Raw genomic sequence first — 19485 nt, 5'->3', positions numbered from 1 at the left:
AACAACACCACCTGCAGTATTCCTGTTTATATGGCGGCGAGTAAGCGTAACGTTTAAGATCTGAGCCGAGTTGATTCTTGTCTGGCTAAGCGCTTTTGCACTCTTTTATCACGGAGTTAGTATTGTTGCGTAGAATCCCGATTTGAATAGCGATTGCTATGCCACCGACGGCTGCGGCGGCATAGACAAGCTCAGTCACCGAAAGGCCGTGGCCGAGCCACAGCCCACCCAAAAGGGTACCCACCGCACCACCTAGGTAGTTTGATGAACTATTGAGCGCAACAACTGCGGCACTTTGCTCCGGTTGGAGGCTAATCAGTGTGTGTTGCTGTGGCGCGAGCGACGACCAACCGGCCGCACCCCATAAAAAGAATGGCACAAAGGCAATGATTGAGGGCAACGCCAAGCTACTCGGTATGCTCAAGATGGCCACGGACATGAGCGTTAGTATCCCGAGCAAGATGGCTCGTGGGAGTTTTACCCAGTCAATTAAATGGCCGATGGTGAAGCTGCCCACCATGCCGCCTAGGCCCCAAACCCATAGATAGGGCGTGAGGTTGGTTTGTTGTGTGATGCCCGTAATCACAGGCGCGAGATAAGAATAGAGCCCCAAGCTGGCGACAGCCGTCAAGAAGGTGACAGTGATGGTGGCAGACACGGACCGGCTGGCGAGTAACGCGACGCGTGCTTCTAGCGATGGCGGCGGGGCGACACAGATCTGAGGAACAGCCAGCACCACGCCAATAAGCCCAATGATCGCGATACCGATCACGACAGCGAAAACGCCTTACCATCCAAGCCAAGTCGCCAGAGCGAGACCGGCGGGAACCCCGACAACAGTGCCTGTACTCATACCACCTAATAAAAGCCCCAGTGCGCGACCTTTCTTCTCTGCTGGCACCAAAGAGGCGGCACTTGCCGCGGCCAAAGGCGAGAAAATGCCTGCCCCTATGCCGGCTAGCGCGCGGCTTGCCAGTAACATGGTTAAGTGCGTGCTGAAAATGGTGACAAGGTTAGCGGCGATAAACATCAACATCGATAACACGAGTGCCTTTTTGGTCGGAAAGCCTGCCAACAATGTCGCCAAGATTGGCGCAGAAAGGGCGTAGCACAAGGTAAAAGCCGTCACCATTTGTGCGGTTTGCGCGTCTGTGATCTGAAAACTGGTCGAAATTTCCGGAATAATGCCTGCCACGACATAGGCATCCATCCCGAATGCAAACATCGCAATGGGTAAAAATAAAATGTTTTTCATGGGCATCCTAGCGCGTGAGTCTGAGAAAAGTCGCGAATATGTCGCCAATTGACGTGTAATAACAATGGGGAAATGGCCCCTTGTAAAGGGTGCAACCTCATGGTGCCTAGAAAAGTAACAAAATGTTACATTGGGCGAAAACACTCGACAGCAAATATAGGCAGAGGAACAGGCAAGTATTTTTTACGGGGCAAACAGTTAACTATGATAAGAGCGCTATGAGTCGGCTGCCATATTAACGGCTGGTCGAGTTGACACGTAGAACTGATATTTGACCAGCCATTGCTTGTCACGCCTCGTTGTCATTGCTAATGAAAGAAGAATAGGCACCCACTGAGTGGATGCCTATTTGGATAAGGGGTCGAGATAGTGTCTTTGTCTTAGCTTAAACGGTCTGTCCGCGTAAGTTTAGCCAACTGTCGTCTGTGAGCGTGTTGTTAGAATTTATAGTTAACGTCGAGGTAAAACACACTTGGGTTCTTGAAGGAAATACCTTCCGCATACTTTTGTTTCGTTAAGCCGTATTTATGGCCGCCTTCCAAAGCGATACCGGAGTTAAAACGATATCCAAGTCCGAGATTGACGTCGCTCGCTAGGCCAGAGTCTCTGAGGTTGTAGTTGTCAGTCCCCAGAGCATCTTTGTCCTTAATTTCTAGCTTGCTGCGTTGATAGCCTAGCGTACCACCCGCAATGCCGTACAAATTGTCAGTGAACTCGTGGATATAGTCTAAGCCCATACCGAATTGATAATCAGTATTTTCCAACGACAGCTCTTCATCTCCTGCTTTCACGGTCGATTTACTCGACGCGCCCGACTGCCAGTAGCCGTAAGCGCGCACTGAGTCAGTGATATACTTACCGCCGTACAGCTTGACGGTTCCTCGGTCCTCGAGATCACTTTTGAAATCGCTGCTATCTAAGCCACTCACATCAGCGCTACCAGCCCCAAATTCCATCCCCATATAAGAAGAGGCATAAACTGTTGGTGCGAGAATCAGTAAAGCTAAAGGTGCTAATTTTTTCATTGTAAAGAACCTATTATTTGTCGTAGGTGTTTTTTAAGAACGTATGACTTATAGTCATTGCTTTTGGGAACGTTCGCTTAAAGGGTGAACGTTTGAGTGGTACTTTACGGCTGAAGAGCGCGGTAATGTATCTGCAGAGTGTCATGATTTGTCGTATAACTGTCGTGGTATCTACATCTGTAGAAGCACTGAGTTTTTAATGGTTTATGCCAAAGCGTTTGGTTTGCTTATTTTTCTAGGTCAAGGTTAATGGAAGAGAAACTGCACTTAGTGGTTGTTGAAGATGACCCCAAAATGCGAGAAATGCTGACAGAGTATTTTGATGCACAAGACTATCGCGTAACAGCACTTGCTGAAGGTACAGGGGCGGCTGACTATATTATTTCCGCGCAGCCTGACTTGGTTTTACTCGATCTAATGCTACCCGGTGATGATGGGCTGACAATCTGCAGACAAATCCGTGATGGATTTAGAGGCAGAATTGTGATGCTAACGGCTAGTGATGATGATTTCGATCATGTGGCAGCACTAGAAGTTGGCGCGGACGATTTTATTAGTAAACCGATTAAACCTCGGGTACTGATGGCGCGTGTAAGAGTGCAACTGCGCCAGCTTAGAGACGACACTGCGGCCTCCTCGTCTAAACCCAGTGTTCTTAATTATGGTGTGTTGGCACTCAATGAGGCGAGACGCTATTGTTCGCTAGACGATGAGCCCATCGCGTTGACAGACAGTGAATTTGCATTGCTTTGGCACCTGGCAAGTCAGCCTGACGAGGTGCATACAAGAGATACGTTAACGCGTGCATTACGTGGTATTGAGTATGACGGTGTTGATCGAACGGTAGATAATAAAATTGTGACCTTGAGAAAAAAACTGGGTGATACGTCCTCCAATCCCAAAAAAATTATCACAGTGCGCGGAAAAGGTTACTTATTTGTGCCTGATGCATGGTAAATGCATAACAGAAATATGTATGAGTGGTGAGCAATGCGTCGGATATATTTAGAGTTCTTCTTTGGGCTGATCGTCATTTTTATGGTGAGCTCATTGACCTACGAATACCTCGTGTATGAACTGACGGAAAACTATGAGGCGACCTTGGCGAAGCGACAGGCTGAAAGTGTCGTTGATATGTTAGCGTTGATTGAGTCACAGGCCGGAACACAAAAGGCTTTAGGCGCGCTAAAAGGCTATGCCGATAACGTCGAATATTCATTATCCGTACACCAGCTTGGCACGATTCCGTCCCATTTGAATGGGGCATTTTCCCACCAACTCGATCCTTCCGCGGTGTTTGACGATAAAAACGAAACCCTATGGTTCCGCCTCGCCGATAAGGAGCAAATCTACAGCTTACGAACCGCGGCGGATTCCGAGCTACACGGGGCAATTGAGTTTAATGAAGATCTGCTGTTTGTTTTTCTCTTTTTTGGTTTCGCCCTCTACAGTTTTTTCATGGTGCGGTTTCTCAGCCGACGAGTACGGTCACTCGAGCAAGCGGCTCTCCAATTTGCCAACGGCAATTTAGAAGCGCGGGCGTCAACAAAGAGTCAGTATACCGTGGGTAGTTTAAACGCGACCTTTAATCATATGGCAGACAGAATTGCTAGTTTGGTCAGTAGTCGTCGAGCGCTAACCAATGCGGTTGCGCACGAATTGCGCTCGCCTTTATTTCGGATCCAGTGGCAAGCTGAATTGTTGAGTGAGAGCCAACTGGGCCCCAAGCAGCAACAGAGAATCGTCAGCATCGTTGAAGATACAGATGAAATGGTAGGATTGATTGACGAGCTTCTTTATTTGGCACGTGTCGATCACCCCAATACACCTTTTAACCCGGAGACATTGAATACTGCGATGTGGCTACACGAGGAATGGCCGCGTTGGCAAACGCTGAGCACTCAGTCCGTGAGTTTGGATGCGCCGCAAGACTTGCCCAGTGTTGAGGCGGATCCACACCTGCTAAAACGGGTGCTCACCAACTTAATTGGTAATGCTCAGAAATATGCGACCAGTCAAATAGCCGTGCGTGTGTATTGTGAGGACACTCAGCTGGTGATTGCGGTCCACGATGATGGTGAGGGCGTTGACCCATCACACTGGCCGTTTATCTTTGATGCCTTTTACAGTGCGGATCGTTCCCGCGATAAAAAGCGTTCCGGCTATGGCTTGGGGCTTGCGATCGTCAAACAAATTGTCACTCGCCACGGCGGCCATGTTGAGATTGACCATAGTGATATAGGGGGCGCATGTTTTCGGGTCATCTTACCCATGAAAACATGATGTCACCCGGCCAGCGCTAAGTTGAAAGGGCGGCATTCGTCGCCATCAGGTATTTCGCGTATAGTACTGCCCACATCGACAACTTTAGGGACACTATGAAACATCGTACCTTCGTCTTTATTGGCATGGCTATTTTTGCTGTGACCGTTACTATTTTGATTTCTCGCCAGCAACCCAAAGCTCCCCTTGTTCCTGACTTCCAATCTTTTTCCGCGGGTGCTGAGCGCAAGCAAGCGTTTTTTGATTACTTCACTCCTGTGGTTAATGCCATTAACAGCCAAGTACTGGCGGATCGCACTGCATTAATGGCATGGCACGCGCGTACAAGTGAGTTAAGTAGCCGAGAAATAAAACGCGTCCAAGCACTTGCCGAACAGTATGAGCTGGCAGACTTTGATGTCGGCCACGACGCGGATTGGATGGCACTGATCCAACGGGTGGATATCATTCCGCCGTCGTTGGTGTTAGCGCAGGCAGCCAATGAGAGTGCGTGGGGCACGTCGCGATTTGCGCGTGAAGGGAATAATTACTTCGGACAGTGGTGCTTTAGTAAAGGCTGTGGACTGGTGCCTAATCAACGCGCGGAAGGGAAAGTGCACGAAGTCGCAGCCTTTGATAACCCGCAAGCCTCGGTACAAAGCTACATCAACAACTTGAATACCCATGCCGCGTATCAAGGGCTACGCGAGATCCGCGCCAACCTGCGTGAGCAGAATAAACCGCTGTCTGGCACAGCACTTGCCAATGGATTAGTACGCTATTCAGAGCGAGGCCAAGCCTATGTGGACGAGTTACAAGCGATGATCCGCCACAACCAACTGGATAGGCTCGACCAGCCATCCTCCTCATCCAATAACGACTAGGAAAGCCAATGATTACCCGTTTGCCTCGGTGGGTTGAAGCCGGGGCGTTTGTGTTAGCACTGATCGCCGGTACCATCAATGCGATCGGTTTGTTGGGCTTTGAACATCAAGCCGTGTCGCATGTTTCAGGCACCGCAACGCAATTTGGCTCGGGGTTGTTTGCAGGCCAATGGACACAAGTCATCCAGCTGGGTGGCTTATTGTTGGCTTTTTTTCTCGGTGCCGCGATTTCCGGATGCTTATTGCATGGCAGTGCGCTTAAATTGGGCCGCCATTATGACTCGGCACTGTTTGTTGAAGCTGGGCTGATTATGGTGGCGTTTTATTTTCTGTCTCGCGGGTTTGCCATTGGTCAGTTAGCCGCCTCGGCAGCGTGCGGCTTGCAGAACGCGATGGCGACCACCTACAGCGGCGCGATTGTGCGCTCAACTCACTTAACTGGCATCTTTACCGATTTAGGATTAATGCTAGGGGGGAAGCTACGCGGCAATCCAGTGGATAAGCGCAAACTGATGCTCTTTTTACTGATCACGTCTGGCTTTATTGTCGGCGGGGTAGTGGGCGCAGCGCTCTTTGCGCACTTCCATTTTGCTGCCCTGCTGTTTCCCGCAGGGTTATGTTTTGTGGTGGCTCTGTGTTATCGCGGGTATATGACACGCCAGCGTTTAGTGACCCGCACCAGCAACAAGTAATTATACAACCTATTAACAATGCGCGTTTTCGCGCATTTTCTAATATGTTTGTTGTGCATCGCATCGATTCTGATCATTTCACCCACGCTTCACGGTGATTGTCGAGCCAGCTCCTTGTGGCCGCGGTTTCCCGTGTCACCATTCGCGCGTCTTTTGGCGGCTAAAAGTTTGTCTTAAATCAAACAAGTGTGAGTTTTCGTTTCGAATTCGCGCATTATGTGATGATCTCGCCGTCTTTGTGACACGGAAAATGCCACACTCCCGTTACGATACAGTAACAAGGAGGCCCCATGCCAAATAGCCAGTATATTGAAACGGATGTGGTCATCATCGGTGGGGGTGCAACCGGCACCGGCATTATGCGAGATTGCGCACTGCGTGGCATCTCATGCATTTTGCTCGAACGTGACGATATCGCGGCTGGGACATCGGGGCGCAACCATGGCTTGCTGCATTCTGGGGCTCGTTACGCGGTCACAGATACCGAATCGGCCCGTGAATGCATTCAAGAAAACACCATCCTTAAATCCGTTGCTCGCCACTGCGTGGAAGATACCAGCGGACTTTTTATCACCTTGCCGGAAGATGATTTGGCGTACCAAGACACCTTTATTGCCAGTTGCGATAAAGCCGGTATTCCGACCCGAAAACTGACACCACGTGAAGCGTTAGCGTTCGAACCCAACGCGAATCCAGCGATGAATGGCGCGGTACAGGTACCAGATGGCATTATCGATCCGTTTCGCTTGTGTGCCGCGAATGTGTTGGACGGCAAAGAACACGGCGCCAAGGTGTTTAACCATACCCGAGTGATGGGATTAATTCGTCAAGGGGCGACGGTGCAAGGCGTCCAGTGTTTGCATACCCTCACCGGCGAGCGTTTTGCCATTATGGCCAAGCAAGTGATCAATGCTGCAGGGATTTGGGGGCAGACAATCTGCGAGTATGCCGATTTGAATATCAAAATGTTCCCCGCCAAGGGCTCATTGCTGATCCTCGACTATCGGATTAACAACCGGGTGATCAACCGCTGTCGGAAACCGGCAGACGCTGACATCTTGGTGCCCGGTGACACCATTTCCTTAATCGGCACCACCTCTGAGCACATCGAGTACGATCAGATTGATAAACTCGCGGTGACGCCACAAGAGGTGGATGTGCTGATGCGCGAAGGGGCTAAGCTCGCCCCCATCATGGCCAATACACGCGTGTTGCGCGCCTACGCGGGCGTACGGCCGTTGGTTTCGGTAGATGATGATGGCAGTGGCCGTAATATCAGTCGTGGCATAGTGTTACTCGACCACCAAGCACGCGACGGGCTGGAAGGTTTGATCACTATCACTGGTGGTAAGCTCATGACCTATCGTTTGATGGCCGAGCAAGCCACAGACTTGGTGGCTGAAAAACTGGGTAACCGCAACCGTTGCCAAACTGCGACCCGTCCGCTACCGGGCTCTGAGCCTTCTAAAGGGATCCGTAAAGCCAGCGCCAGCTTGGTGAAACCTGTCTATCAATCCGCCTATTACCGTCATGGTGAGCGCGTTAGCCATTTTTTAGATGAAAGTGACGATAGCCAAGCGGTAATTTGCGAATGCGAAATGGTGACCAAGGGCGAGGTGAACTATGCCATTCAATCGCTGGATGTGAAAAATCTTACCGATCTGCGTCGGCGCACCCGTTTGGGTATGGGGCCTTGTCAGGGTGAGCTGTGCAGCTATCGTGCCGCCAGCTTATTCAGTGAACTGGCTGGAATTGATGGCCAAGCCAGTGCAGGGCTGTTGGTGGACTTTCTTGAAGAGCGCTGGAAAGGCGTGAAACCCATTTTTTGGGGGGACGCGCTACGCGAAGCCGAATTTAGTTATTGGATTTATCAAGGATTATTTGGCGCCGGTGAGGTGCCAACGCCGCCGAAGACACCACATAGTAGCGCTGAGATAAAGCGTGCTACATCGACATCAGCGGCTGATCAGGAGGTATCACAATGATCCACTACGATATCGCAGTGATTGGTGGCGGCATTGCCGGGTTTACTGCCGCATTGCGGTCACTGGAAGCGGGCAAGAAAACCGTGATGATTAGCGCCGGACAAAGCGCGCTGCATTTTTCGTCAGGCTCGATTGATGTATTGGGCCATTTCCCCAATGGTGAACCGGTCAGTCAGCCTTTTGAAGCGATTCCGAAACTGGTGCGCCAACATCCTGAGCATCCTTATGCCAAAGTCAGTGTAGATGAGATCACCCAGTCACTCGCTTGGTTCCAACACCAACTGAGTGCGCAAAAGGTGTGTCTGTATCATCAAGAAGATAATGCCAACCACGGCCGTATTACGCCTCTGGGCACCGTGCGTCTGACGTGGCTGTCGCAAGGGCATGTTTATCAGCATCGCGGCCCGCGACGTTTCTCTGGTTTGTGTTTTGTCGCCATTGAAGGCTATCGCGATGCACAGCCGACCTTAGCGAAAGATACCATTACCGCCCAGCGTGATTTTGCATCCTGCCCAAGTCGCACCATTACTTTGTCGATTCCGGGTGCCGAGCGATTACGCCGCAACCGCAACGAGCTGCGCTCGGTGGATCTTTCCCGTTTGTTGGCGGAACCTGAGGCCTTTGACAGCCTGTGCGAGCAGTTAATTGCGCAATCTGGCCCAGATGAGCTGGTGATTTTACCCGCCATTATTGCCGATGTGGCAGGTGAGCGAGGTATGGATGCGCTGAAACAGCGCACCGATCGCTGTTTTCACGAAGTGCCGACCATGCCGCCCTCGCTGCTGGGGATCCGTATTGAGCGTGCGTTACAGCGGGCCTTTGCTAGCGCGGGTGGGATATTGCTGCGTGGCGATCAAGTGACCGGCGGTGAGTTTGACGACAATGGTCGCCTTACCGCCCTGCATACGCGTCAGCTCGAAGATATTCCCTTAACTGCAGAGGCGGTGATCCTGGCCACGGGCAGCTACTTTAGCCGCGGTCTCAATGCCGACCGCACTCAGGTGAGCGAACCGACGTTGGGGTTAGATATGGTGCAAAGCCCTGATCGGAGTGAGTGGCGCAACGACGACTTTTTCAGTCAGCAAAGCCACCCCTTTATGGCGTTTGGCATTAACACCGACAACCAACTGCGGCCCACCGCACGCGGCAAACGTTGCCAAAACCTGTTTGTGTGTGGCGCGGTACTCAGTGGTTACGACCCCGTCTATGAAGGCTGTGGCGGTGGCGTTGCGATCGCAACCGGCTACGCCGCCGCGCAACGTGCGCTCGCTGTGATGGCGAATGCTAAGGAGGCGTCCCATGCTAACTGAATGGCTGAAACAGCGTGACTATAGCGACCATGCGCCGCAACCCACCAGCTTTGACCAATGCATTAAATGCACGGTCTGTACTGTGTATTGTCCGGTATCAAAAGCGAACCCTGCGTATCCTGGCTCTAAAGAGTGTGGCCCGGATGGTGAGCGCCTGCGGATCAAAAACCCTGAGTATTATGATGACCTGCTCAAGTTATGCACCAACTGCAAACGCTGTGAGACCGCCTGTCCCTCCGGGGTGAAAATTGGCGATATCATTGCGGTAGCGCGCGGCAAACACGGCAAGAAAAACATCAATCCTAAGCTGATGCGTGATTACGTGCTGAGCCATACCGACTTGTTTGGCACGCTTGCTAATCCAGTCGCGCCACTGGTAAACGTGATGACCGATCTGAAACCAGTGAAAGCGGTGATGCATGCCACGATTGGGGTGGATAAACATAAATCCTTACCCAAGTACTCTTTTGGCACCTTTCGGCGTTGGATGAAAAGCCAAGCGGCGGCACAAGCGGATTATCCCAAACAAGTCAGTTACTTCCACGGCTGCTATGTGAATTTTAACAATCCGCAGCTTGGTAAAGACTTGGTGAAAGTGATGAATGCGATGGGGTACGGCTTGCAATTGCTCGAAAAACATAAGTGCTGTGGCGTGCCTTTAATTGCCAATGGCTTTTACGATAAAGCGCGCCGCAACGCGACCGCCAATACCGCGATGATTGCCGACGCGGTTGCCGAAGAGCGCCCTGTGATCGCTACCTCATCATCGTGTGCGCTGACGTTAAAAGAAGAGTATCCCCACGTACTGGGAGTGGATAACGCCCACGTGGTAGGGCAAATCAGCTTTGTGACTCGCTTTTTACTCAAAGCGGCCATGAATGGCGAGATGCCCAAGCTCAACCCAATGAATAAGCGGGTGGTTTATCATACCCCTTGTCACTTGGAGCGCAGTGGTAATGCGATGTTTACCATTGAGCTATTGCGTATGATCCCGGGATTAGAGGTGATTGTGCTCGATAGCGAGTGTTGTGGCTTGGCAGGTACCTATGGGTTTAAAACTGAGAACTATCAAACCTCGATTGCCATTGGCAGTGGCTTGTTTGCTCAGATTGAAGCGGCGCAGGCGGACTTTGCGATCACCGACTGTGAAACCTGTAAATGGCAAATTGAAGAAAACACGTCGCTGGAAGCCTTGCATCCGGTGAGTGTGCTGGCGATGGCCGTTGGAACCCCCTCAGTGTCTTGACGTTCGCCGCAAAGAAAAAGCGCCACCGCATCGGGTGGCGCTTTTTAGTCCGAGAGTGTGCTCTAGCTACTCGCTTTGGATGGTGTCGAGGCGGTAGATTTGCCCACCGACTCTGCCAGTAAAGACTTCATCACACTGATGGTCATTAAGATCACCAACACACTGATGGGTAGGGCGGTAACCATGTTCGCGGTTTGTAGAGCTCGTAACCCACCGGCGACCAACAATACCGCGGCGACTGCACCGATCATGGTGCCCCAGAATACCCGAAAGCGCTTGGGCGGGTTGTCATTGCCCATCGACAAAATCGTGGTCAGCACGAGGGTGCTTGAGTCTGACGAGGTGATAAACCAGCTAAACAGCAAGAAGATCATCATGGCGTTGAGAATCCAACCCCAGACCCCGCCACCAGTAATCCCGTCAGCGGTAGCAAACAGCGCCGCAGGTAAGTCCCAACCATTGACCAAATCAATAATCCCAGCGGTGCCAATCCCGGCATCAGCGACAAGCTCTTGATGCAACGCGTTGCCGCCAAAAATCGCCAGCCAAGCAAAAATCATCAGTGTTGGCGCACACAGCACGCAAACCACAAACTCGCGCAAAGTGCGGCCGCGAGAGATACGGGCGATAAACAAGCCAATGAAGGGTGCCCAGCCAATCCACCATCCCCAATAGAAAATGGTCCAGGCGTTTTGCCACGCAGAGGGGCCTTGCGCCTCTGGGAACCAGAGTCCCATCGGGATAAATTCGACCAAATAGTCGCTCAGTGAGGCACCAAAGATCTGCACTAACCAAGCCGTAGGCCCGCCGAATAAAAAGTAGGCGATCACCAATGCCGATACAATGATATTCCACTCAGAAATGATTCGGATCCCTTTGCCGACCCCGGAGAGAGACGACAAGATGGACGCCACAGAAATCAGAGCAATGAGGATAACTTGCGTCATCACGCCTGGGTCGACGCCAAAGAGGCGATCCAGCCCCACGGCAATCTGGCTGACACCGAGCCCCAGCGAGGTGGCGACGCCGAACACGCAGCCAAGCACTCCCAAGATATCGATAATATGGCCGATTGGGCCGTAAATACGATCGCCAATCAGAGGGTGCACCGTGGAACGTAGCGCGAGAGGCAGTTTTTTCCGAAATGAGAAATAAGCGAGCGCAAGACCCACAATCACATACACTGCCCAGCCGTGAAAGCCCCAATGGAAGTAGGTGACACGCAAGGCATCGGCGGCGCGATCAAAGCCCATGGTGGTGGCACCGGCCATATCCGCATACGGGTTGTTGGGGTAGCCGAACGCACCACTTGTATCAAAGTAGAGCGTGGGTTCGGCTACCCCAAAAAACAGTATGCCAACGCCGACACCCGCGGAAAACAACATGGATAACCACGAGAAGGTACTGAATTCGGGGCGGTCATCGTCATCACCTAACCGAATGTTTCCTAAACGCGTGACGGCAATCGTCAAGCTAGCGACGAGTAATAGCACCAGAACCAGCATGTAATACCAACCAAAGGTCGACTCTACCCAGCCCCGTGCCGCGGCAAATACACGACCGGCTAAATCAGTATTAAATCCGGTAAAAAACACGAAGACACAAACCAGGAGCGTGGCGGCGATCATCATATTTTTATGAACACCTTTAAACAGGCCGGTTTGTGTGACGCAATCAGCAAACGGATGCTGCAATGCACGCGCATTGCTCGCATCCGACGTACTTCGTGTTGACATGAATCGTTCCTCTTTAAATAACAAAACGCGCAACAATTTACGCAACGCGAACATTCTTTGCAAAAAAAGAGTCATCAATCACATTATTGTGGGTCGAAGTGCTGATAAAAGCAGCGAAGTGTGTCTATATAACGGCCAGTGGGGGATTGTCTTCGTACACTGAGAACGGATAAGAATTGGAATAGATTGTCTAGGAGTCAAGTGATGAAACCACAATCCGCTTCACGCGATACCATGCTGCAACTGGGCTACCTTGGCTTGCTTCCTTTTATTGGCGGTGTACTTGTCACTTGGGCCGATCTGACCCTATTTGGTCTCAGTGGTGAGCAGCTTTTTTTAAGTTACAGCGCGGTGATTTTAAGCTTTTTGTCCGGCGTTTTATGGGGTAATGGTATCGATCATTTTTATCATAAACTCAGCCGCAATGCGTTACTGCTGAGCAACCTGTTTGCACTCTTGGCTTGGGGGGCGCTTATTCAAGGCGCGACCCAATACCTGATCGCGACTGGGCTGCTTGCGACCGGTTATTTAGCGGTATGGCTGGCGGAAAAATGGATCCGAAAAAGCGAGAGTGAAGACACGTCCTCTGCCTATCAAACCATGCGTGGCCGCTTGACGATAGCTGTTGTGGCTTGTCATGGATTGCTGCTCATTGTGGTGTGAGCAGCAAAAAGGCCACCAAGAAAAACCCTACCGAGAATGAACCTATTGCAGCAATAGGCCGTACCCGTTACCTCGTGCGCAAAAAAACAAGTAACTTTACAGTGGAATTAGGGGCAGAGGGGTAACCAATGACGATTATACAGTATTTACGCGTGGTGTTTATTGCACTAGGCATTGCGGTTACGGCGAGTGGGGCGTATCTGTTCAGCGAGATAAACACCGTCAAGGCACAGTTTAATGATGTGGTAGAGCGCAATGTTCGCCTGTTGAGTACTGTGTCTGATCTTCGCTATTTTACCGTTACCTATCGCCGCTTCGCACTCGATTACGGTTTAACCGATGTCAAACAAGAGCATCGCGATATTCTGGTGAAAATTGAGCGCAACGATCAAGAGGTGGGTGAAGCGCTCGACAAAATGAAGACATTGACGGTCAGTGATAGCAACACAGAGGCGGTAGACACCATCGAGACACGCCTCAACAATTACCGCGACATGCAAAACGATTACATTTCGCTGATCGATAATGGCCGACTTGATGATGCGCGCCGTAAAATGTTGGGCCCCATGTTGGCGCCCTTTGACCAGATAGTCGCGAACCTTGCCACGTTGCAAGAGACGTTGGAAGACCAGGCCAATGCGATAAAAGCGCGAGAGTCGGAAAAAATCGAGCGTCTCATTTACATTGGTATGGCCGTGATTGTTGCTCTGGTTGTGCTGATGGCGGGTGTGGCGTTATTGCTACAACAGCGCATACGTGGGCCGCTGGCGCAGCTAGTTAGTCAGATGCAGCGTGTGGAAAGCGGTGATCTTACCCAACGTTTGGATCTCGACACGTTTAACCGCGACGAGCTGGGACAAGCAGCCAATACCTTTGCGCAAATGCAAGAAAGCATTACCGAGCTGATAGGGTCTTTAGTAAAAGGCACTAAGCGATTACAAACAGTCAGTGATGAGCTATCGACCCAGGTCAGTCATACCGTAAACAGTGTTGAGCAACAACGTGGCGAGCTGTCACAGCTTGCCAGTGCGATGACGCAAATGGAGTCGACCTTTGGGGAGGTGGCGAGCAACACGGTTACTGCGGCGGAGCATACTGATAAATCGCGTGAATACGCTGAGCAAGGCCGACAAACGTTTGAACAATCTTATCAGCAAAGCGTCGCGGCTAAAGACCAAGTTAACGAAGCATCACAAGTGATTGAAGCGTTAACTGAAGACAGTGAAAATATTGGTAAAGTGTCGGAAGTGATTAGTACCATCGCCGAGCAAACCAACTTGCTCGCGCTCAACGCGGCCATTGAAGCGGCCCGTGCGGGCGAGGCGGGTCGAGGCTTTGCCGTCGTGGCTGATGAGGTACGTGGGTTGGCAACTAAAACCCAATCATCGACCGATGAGATCAACCAGATCATTGAAGGTCTGCAAACCAAAGCACGTCAAGCCTACAAAGTGATGAGCGATAGCCAAATCTTGACGCAAAAAGGGCTGGATGATGCTAAGCGTGCGGCAGAAGCGATTGATACCATTAATGATGCCACGCAGCAGGTATCAGAAATGACCGGTGCGATTGCTACCGCCACTGAAGAGCAAACCACGGCAGCGGCCGACTTGAACCAAAATGTGTCGGCCATTCACCGAGCGGCAGAATCACTTGCTGAGACGGCAGAGCAAACCCGCCAAGCCTATGAGCGCTTGGAAAAAGAAAACGCCAGCATCAAAGAGCAAGCGGAAGCCTTTAGGCTATAGCCGTCTCACCGGCATCACCCACCAACAGAAAGTGCGCTAAATGGCGCACTTTTTCATTCCTGCAGTAAAGTGCACCAATTAAACAAATATCTCAACGAAACAAATACAAAGATAAAAAATAATTGATGCTTTGATTGACTGCCCGGAGCACGGCAACCAAGCCGGCATCACTGTTTTCGGTCACGTCCCAAGGTACAAACTTTCCGTAACGGGGCAAGGGTAATCCAGATTGTACGGCGGCGGGGTTAACGGCGACCAAGTAGTCAACATACTCTAACGTCAACGCGGACAGAGGAACGGGGGCAATCCCCGCGGTTGAGATCTGAAACTGGATAAGTGCCTTTGACGCTTGCTCTGTTGGCATGGTGGCTGTGGTATAGGCGCAGTGAATATCAAAAAAACTGTCTGCTTTGTTTTTCATTACCGCGGCAGCCATCAAAGAGGCACCGTGCTTACCATCGCATAAAAACAAAACGACCGGCTTACCCAGTGCGGTTTCACCATCTACTGGTTTCTCTTCGGTACACGCGCCTAACGAGAGCTTGTCTTTGGCATCTATCATTGCCTTTACTCATCAAAAAAGGTGGGGGACGGGGCGTTCGATGGCGCATCTAGCCAACGCGCATCAGCCCTGGATGAGTCTATCCTAGCCCGCCATACACACAGCGCCAGCGTGGTAAAAACAACTTTTGAATCTGTTACCAATGCGTGGCGCTGTCATCAAACCTTCATGATTGCATAAAGGAACTGTCACTTTGTGCTCTTAATGTGTCTCCCCGTTAACCGAGTTCTTCGTTATGTGTAGATAAAATGATTTGCACAGCACTAACTTAAATAATCGACTTGGAGGTTGATGTGAAACTTAAAGCTCTCTTTGCAGCGACTACAGTATCAATGGCCGTGCTGGCCTCAGGTAGCGCAACGGCCGCAAACCGTGATTACATTAGCATCGTTGGCTCTTCTACCGTTTACCCTTTTGCTACTGTAGTTGCTGAGCGCTTCGGTCGCACGTCGCAATACTCAGTACCAAAAATCGAATCTACCGGTTCAGGCGGCGGCCTTAAGCTGTTCTGTGCAGGTGTGGGTGAAAACACCCCAGATATCACTAACGCATCACGTAAAATCAAAAGCTCGGAAATTGACCGTTGTAAGTCAAACGGCGTTGACGACATTGTTGAAATCAAAATCGGTTATGACGGCATCGCGCTGGCAAACTCGAAAATGTCTCAGCAATATGACCTGAGCTTAAAAGAGATCTACACCGCGCTCGCTAAAACCGTGCCAGACGGCAACGGCAACTTTATCGACAACCCAAATGACACGTGGAAAGACGTGAACCCATCACTGCCTAACACCAAAATTGAGGTGCTAGGTCCACCACCAACATCAGGGACACGTGACGCCTTTGTTGAGCTAGCCATGGAAGCAGGCTGTGCCGAGTACCCAGAAGTCGCTGCACTTGAAGACAGCAACGAAGACAAGTTCAAAGCGATTTGTCACGGCATGCGTGAAGATGGCGCTTTCATCGAAGCGGGTGAGAACGACAACCTTATCGTGCAAAAGCTTGAAGCAAACCCAGACGCACTTGGCATCTTCGGTTACAGCTTCCTAGAGCAAAACGCTGACAAGGTACAAGGCTCAAAAATCGCGGGTGTTGAACCAACGTTTGACGCGATTGGCAGCGGTGACTACCCCGTATCACGTTCACTGTACTTCTACGTGAAAAAAGCACACGAAGACGTGATTCCAGGTCTTAAAGACTACGTGACCGCATTCACTGCTGAAGATGCTATCGGCAACATGGGTTACCTGGCTGACCGCGGCCTTATCCCACTCGACAACAGTGAATGGAAACAAGTACGCAGCGCCGCAGTTGACCTAAAACCAAACCTGTAAGCGCAGTGTGAACACGGAAAGGTGGCACACATGAGGTGCCACCTTTGTGCGTGTTCAGGAGGAACAATGACAACACCCATGCTGATGACCGTAATTGCTGTAATTGCAATTTCAGGCTTTTTTATTGCTCGAGCACGCTCAATCAAGCTCGCCGACACGGCTGGCGGATTGAGTAAGCTTCATTCTCGTCCTAATTATTACGGCTCTTATGTTGCGATTCTCGCGGCTATTCCGGCACTGGTTCTCTTATTGTTGTGGCAAGCGGTAGAACCCAACTTGATCCACAGTTTGGTGATGGCACAAATATCTGATTCGTATGCTACGCAGTTCGGCAACGCGGACTTGCTATACAGTCAGATTGGAAACGTCGCTCGTGGCATCACCCAAACTGACGATGCTGTCTTGTTGGCAGCGGCTGACCACTATCAAATGCTGAACCAACTGGGAACGACATTGCGTTTCACCGCAATGACATCGCTCGCGTTAGCGGGTTTGGCCTTTGGCTGGCGCTCTCTGCGATTACGTCTTCGCGCTCGAAATCGCGTTGAAAATGTGATGCAGGCGTTTTTGCTGCTTTGCTCAACACTCGCGATTTTAACCACACTGGGCATTGTGCTCTCGGTGCTGTTTGAGGCGTTGCGCTTTTTCCAAATGATTCCGGTCACTGAGTTCATCTTTGGTACTGAGTGGTCGCCGCAAATTGCATTGCGCGCTGATCAACAAGCGGCCAGTGGCTCATTTGGTGCGATTCCGCTATTTACCGGCACCTTGATGATCTCGTTTATCGCCATGTGTATCGCAGCGCCAGTCGGGCTGATGAGTGCGATCTATTTGGCCGAATATGCATCGCCGCGTGTGCGTGGTGTCGTCAAACCGATTTTGGAAATCCTGGCGGGGATTCCAACCGTGGTTTATGGCTTCTTTGCCGCATTGGTGGCCGCACCGTTTATCCGTGATGTGGCACAGGCGATCGGCTTTAGCAGTGCGTCGTCAGAGAGTGCATTGGCTGCTGGTGCGGTGATGGGGATCATGATTATTCCTTTCGTCTCCTCCTTGTCAGACGATGTGATCACCGCCGTACCGCAATCGCTGCGTGATGGCTCGTACGGACTGGGTGCCACGCCGTCAGAAACGGTTCGCAAGGTTGTTTTACCGGCTGCGTTACCCGGCATTGTGGGCGGCTTATTGCTGGCTGTCTCACGTGCAATTGGCGAAACCATGATTGTCGTAATGGCGGCGGGTCTGTCGGCCAACCTAACGGCTAATCCCCTTGACTCAGTGACCACAGTGACGGTGCAGATTGTCACGCTTCTTGTGGGTGACCAAGAATTTGATAGCCCGAAAACCTTGGCTGCGTTTGCTTTGGGTCTGACATTATTTGTCGTGACACTGGCACTAAACGTGATTGCGCTGAACATCGTGAAGAAATACCGGGAACAATATGACTGATAAAATCGAACAACTGGCGCAAGAAAAGCGCGCAAGGGTAAGGGCCAGCTTAGCAAAGCGCCGCGGGAAAGAAGGACGTTTCCGTTTTTACGGTATCGGCTCTATTTTCCTTGCGTTTACCTTCTTGGTTTTATTGCTCGGCTCGATCGTCTCGCAAGGCTACACCGCTTTCTACACCACGGAAATTCGCTTGACCGTTGATTTAAGTGAAGAAAACCTAGGTATTGAAGGCAAGCCCTTAAATGATGAGACCCTTAAATACCTGGGCTATCGCTCAGTATTGGCAGATGCCATTTTTGATGCCATGCCGGAGGTGACATCGCGTGGTGACAAACGTGAGCTGTTCCGTTTTCTGTCTAACGGCGCCGAGTACGACTTGCGCGACCGTGTGGCGGCCAACCCTGACTTAGTGGGTCAAGAGGTTGAAATTTGGGCACTCGCGGGCGACAACGTCAACCAATTTAATAAAGGCAATATTGATGGCAGCTTGCCGGAGTCTTATCGTCAGTTTAAAGACAAACACATTGGTTGGTTCAACCAGCTAAAAGAGGACGATCGTGTTCGTACCGTGTTTAACTCGCGCTTTTTCACCAATGGTGACAGCCGTGATGCTGAGCTTGCTGGGATCTGGGGCGCGACTGTAGGCTCTTTTTACACGCTGCTGGTGACATTGGCGTTAAGCTTCCCCATTGGGGTGGCGGCCGCGATTTACTTGGAAGAGTTCGCGCCACGTAATCGCATCACTGAGATTATTGAAATCAACATCAATAACCTAGCAGCGGTACCGTCGATCGTGTTTGGTTTGCTGGGTCTGGCGGTGTTCCTCAACTTTGCCGACCTACCGCGCTCAGCGCCGGTTGTGGGCGGCTTGGTACTGACACTGATGACATTGCCAACTATCATTATCTCGAGCCGTGCCTCTATCAAAGCGGTGCCACCTTCGGTACGTGACGCCGCCTTGGGTGTCGGCGCATCGAAAATGCAAATGGTGATTCATCATGTGTTGCCATTAGCTATGCCTGGCATGCTGACCGGCACTATTATCGGCATGGCGCAAGCGCTGGGTGAAACCGCGCCGCTACTGATGATTGGTATGGTGGCCTTTATTGTGGATATCCCCTCAGGGCCACTGGATGCTGCCACTGCGTTACCTGTTCAAATTTATTTATGGGCAGAGAATCCTGAAAAGGGCTTTGTCGAAAACACCTCTGGCGCAATCATGGTATTGCTGGCATTCCTTGCTCTGATGAATGCCTGTGCCGTGATTCTGCGTAAGCGTCTTGAACGACGCTGGTAAGTCGGGAGAAACAACCATGACGACGACAACAATGAACAAC

15 protein-coding genes and 1 pseudogene are annotated in these 19485 nt (G+C 51.1%); 12 read left to right on the top strand and 4 right to left on the bottom strand.

The features are described 5' to 3' along the window. Positions 1-85: 85 nt before the first annotated feature. Both BZG74_RS15970 and BZG74_RS07915 read right to left on the bottom strand, forming a co-directional pair. Positions 86-1225: pseudogene (locus tag BZG74_RS15970) on the bottom strand (MFS transporter). Positions 1226-1692: 467 nt separating this feature from the next. Then, on the bottom strand, positions 1693-2280 hold the full coding sequence (locus BZG74_RS07915; RefSeq protein WP_077772098.1) for an outer membrane beta-barrel protein: 588 nt from the start codon (positions 2278-2280) through the stop codon (positions 1693-1695). A 249-nt stretch (positions 2281-2529) separates the two neighbouring features. Between BZG74_RS07915 and BZG74_RS07910 the strand changes: the two genes are divergently transcribed. From BZG74_RS07910 to glpC, 7 genes are all read left to right on the top strand, one after another. Next, positions 2530-3237, top strand: coding sequence for a response regulator (locus BZG74_RS07910; RefSeq protein WP_077772097.1), 708 nt, complete (start codon positions 2530-2532; stop codon positions 3235-3237). Between the two features lie 33 nt (positions 3238-3270). After that, positions 3271-4563: an ATP-binding protein gene (locus BZG74_RS07905; RefSeq protein ID WP_077772096.1), complete on the top strand. Its 1293-nt coding sequence runs from the start codon at positions 3271-3273 to the stop codon at positions 4561-4563. Positions 4564-4658: 95 nt separating this feature from the next. Beyond that, the gene (locus tag BZG74_RS07900; RefSeq protein ID WP_077772095.1) at positions 4659-5426 is read left to right on the top strand and encodes a glucosaminidase domain-containing protein; all 768 of its coding nucleotides are present in this window, start codon (positions 4659-4661) and stop codon (positions 5424-5426) included. An 8-nt stretch (positions 5427-5434) separates the two neighbouring features. Further along, positions 5435-6118: a YoaK family protein gene (locus BZG74_RS07895; protein ID WP_077772094.1), complete on the top strand. Its 684-nt coding sequence runs from the start codon at positions 5435-5437 to the stop codon at positions 6116-6118. 290 nt (positions 6119-6408) lie between these two features. Further along, entirely contained in the window at positions 6409-8103 is a 1695-nt protein-coding gene (gene glpA, locus BZG74_RS07890; protein ID WP_077772093.1) for an anaerobic glycerol-3-phosphate dehydrogenase subunit A, read from the top strand. After that, on the top strand, positions 8100-9413 hold the full coding sequence (gene glpB, locus BZG74_RS07885; protein WP_077772092.1) for a glycerol-3-phosphate dehydrogenase subunit GlpB: 1314 nt from the start codon (positions 8100-8102) through the stop codon (positions 9411-9413). Before glpA ends, glpB begins: the two co-directional genes overlap by 4 nt. After that, the gene (gene glpC / locus BZG74_RS07880) at positions 9403-10659 is read left to right on the top strand and encodes an anaerobic glycerol-3-phosphate dehydrogenase subunit GlpC (RefSeq protein WP_101494679.1); all 1257 of its coding nucleotides are present in this window, start codon (positions 9403-9405) and stop codon (positions 10657-10659) included. Before glpB ends, glpC begins: the two co-directional genes overlap by 11 nt. A gap of 62 nt (positions 10660-10721) precedes the next feature. Here glpC and BZG74_RS07875 read toward each other — a convergent pair whose 3' ends face one another. Further along, positions 10722-12395, bottom strand: coding sequence for a BCCT family transporter (locus BZG74_RS07875; protein WP_077772176.1), 1674 nt, complete (start codon positions 12393-12395; stop codon positions 10722-10724). 204 nt (positions 12396-12599) lie between these two features. On the opposite strand from BZG74_RS07875, the gene BZG74_RS07870 reads away from it, so the two are divergent. Both BZG74_RS07870 and BZG74_RS07865 read left to right on the top strand, forming a co-directional pair. Further along, a complete protein-coding gene (locus BZG74_RS07870) occupies positions 12600-13058 on the top strand; it encodes a DUF3429 domain-containing protein (RefSeq protein WP_235605724.1) in 459 nt (152 codons plus the stop codon). A 128-nt stretch (positions 13059-13186) separates the two neighbouring features. After that, complete coding sequence (locus tag BZG74_RS07865; RefSeq protein WP_077772090.1) at positions 13187-14803, top strand: methyl-accepting chemotaxis protein; 1617 nt, start codon at positions 13187-13189, stop codon at positions 14801-14803. Positions 14804-14894: 91 nt separating this feature from the next. Here BZG74_RS07865 and BZG74_RS07860 read toward each other — a convergent pair whose 3' ends face one another. Then, a complete protein-coding gene (locus BZG74_RS07860; RefSeq protein ID WP_077772089.1) occupies positions 14895-15365 on the bottom strand; it encodes a low molecular weight phosphatase family protein in 471 nt (156 codons plus the stop codon). A gap of 293 nt (positions 15366-15658) precedes the next feature. On the opposite strand from BZG74_RS07860, the gene BZG74_RS07855 reads away from it, so the two are divergent. From BZG74_RS07855 to pstA, 3 genes are all read left to right on the top strand, one after another. After that, complete coding sequence (locus BZG74_RS07855; protein WP_077772088.1) at positions 15659-16699, top strand: substrate-binding domain-containing protein; 1041 nt, start codon at positions 15659-15661, stop codon at positions 16697-16699. Positions 16700-16765: 66 nt separating this feature from the next. Continuing rightward, entirely contained in the window at positions 16766-18148 is a 1383-nt protein-coding gene (gene pstC / locus BZG74_RS07850) for a phosphate ABC transporter permease subunit PstC (protein ID WP_077772087.1), read from the top strand. After that, the gene (gene pstA, locus BZG74_RS07845) at positions 18141-19445 is read left to right on the top strand and encodes a phosphate ABC transporter permease PstA (protein WP_077486915.1); all 1305 of its coding nucleotides are present in this window, start codon (positions 18141-18143) and stop codon (positions 19443-19445) included. The genes pstC and pstA overlap by 8 nt, the downstream gene beginning before the upstream one ends. The last annotated feature ends 40 nt before the right edge of the window (positions 19446-19485 follow it).

The sequence above is a fragment of the Salinivibrio sharmensis genome (genome assembly GCF_001995985.1).
GTDB lineage: Bacteria > Pseudomonadota > Gammaproteobacteria > Enterobacterales > Vibrionaceae > Salinivibrio > Salinivibrio sharmensis.
This window is presented reverse-complemented; position numbering and strand designations above follow the sequence as displayed.

What these genes read in the sequence shown, in the direction of transcription:
- BZG74_RS07870 (WP_235605724.1), top strand. Translation starts at nt 12,600, where the DNA reads ATGAAACCACAATCCGCTTCACGCGATACCATGCTGCAACTGGGCTAC.
- BZG74_RS07910 (WP_077772097.1), top strand. Translation starts at nt 2,530, where the DNA reads ATGGAAGAGAAACTGCACTTAGTGGTTGTTGAAGATGACCCCAAAATG.
- glpA (WP_077772093.1), top strand. Translation starts at nt 6,409, where the DNA reads ATGCCAAATAGCCAGTATATTGAAACGGATGTGGTCATCATCGGTGGG.
- glpB (WP_077772092.1), top strand. Translation starts at nt 8,100, where the DNA reads ATGATCCACTACGATATCGCAGTGATTGGTGGCGGCATTGCCGGGTTT.
- BZG74_RS07875 (WP_077772176.1), bottom strand. Translation starts at nt 12,395, where the DNA reads ATGTCAACACGAAGTACGTCGGATGCGAGCAATGCGCGTGCATTGCAG.
- pstC (WP_077772087.1), top strand. Translation starts at nt 16,766, where the DNA reads ATGACAACACCCATGCTGATGACCGTAATTGCTGTAATTGCAATTTCA.
- BZG74_RS07915 (WP_077772098.1), bottom strand. Translation starts at nt 2,280, where the DNA reads ATGAAAAAATTAGCACCTTTAGCTTTACTGATTCTCGCACCAACAGTT.
- BZG74_RS07865 (WP_077772090.1), top strand. Translation starts at nt 13,187, where the DNA reads ATGACGATTATACAGTATTTACGCGTGGTGTTTATTGCACTAGGCATT.
- BZG74_RS07860 (WP_077772089.1), bottom strand. Translation starts at nt 15,365, where the DNA reads ATGATAGATGCCAAAGACAAGCTCTCGTTAGGCGCGTGTACCGAAGAG.
- BZG74_RS07905 (WP_077772096.1), top strand. Translation starts at nt 3,271, where the DNA reads ATGCGTCGGATATATTTAGAGTTCTTCTTTGGGCTGATCGTCATTTTT.
- BZG74_RS07900 (WP_077772095.1), top strand. Translation starts at nt 4,659, where the DNA reads ATGAAACATCGTACCTTCGTCTTTATTGGCATGGCTATTTTTGCTGTG.
- glpC (WP_101494679.1), top strand. Translation starts at nt 9,403, where the DNA reads ATGCTAACTGAATGGCTGAAACAGCGTGACTATAGCGACCATGCGCCG.
- BZG74_RS07895 (WP_077772094.1), top strand. Translation starts at nt 5,435, where the DNA reads ATGATTACCCGTTTGCCTCGGTGGGTTGAAGCCGGGGCGTTTGTGTTA.
- pstA (WP_077486915.1), top strand. Translation starts at nt 18,141, where the DNA reads ATGACTGATAAAATCGAACAACTGGCGCAAGAAAAGCGCGCAAGGGTA.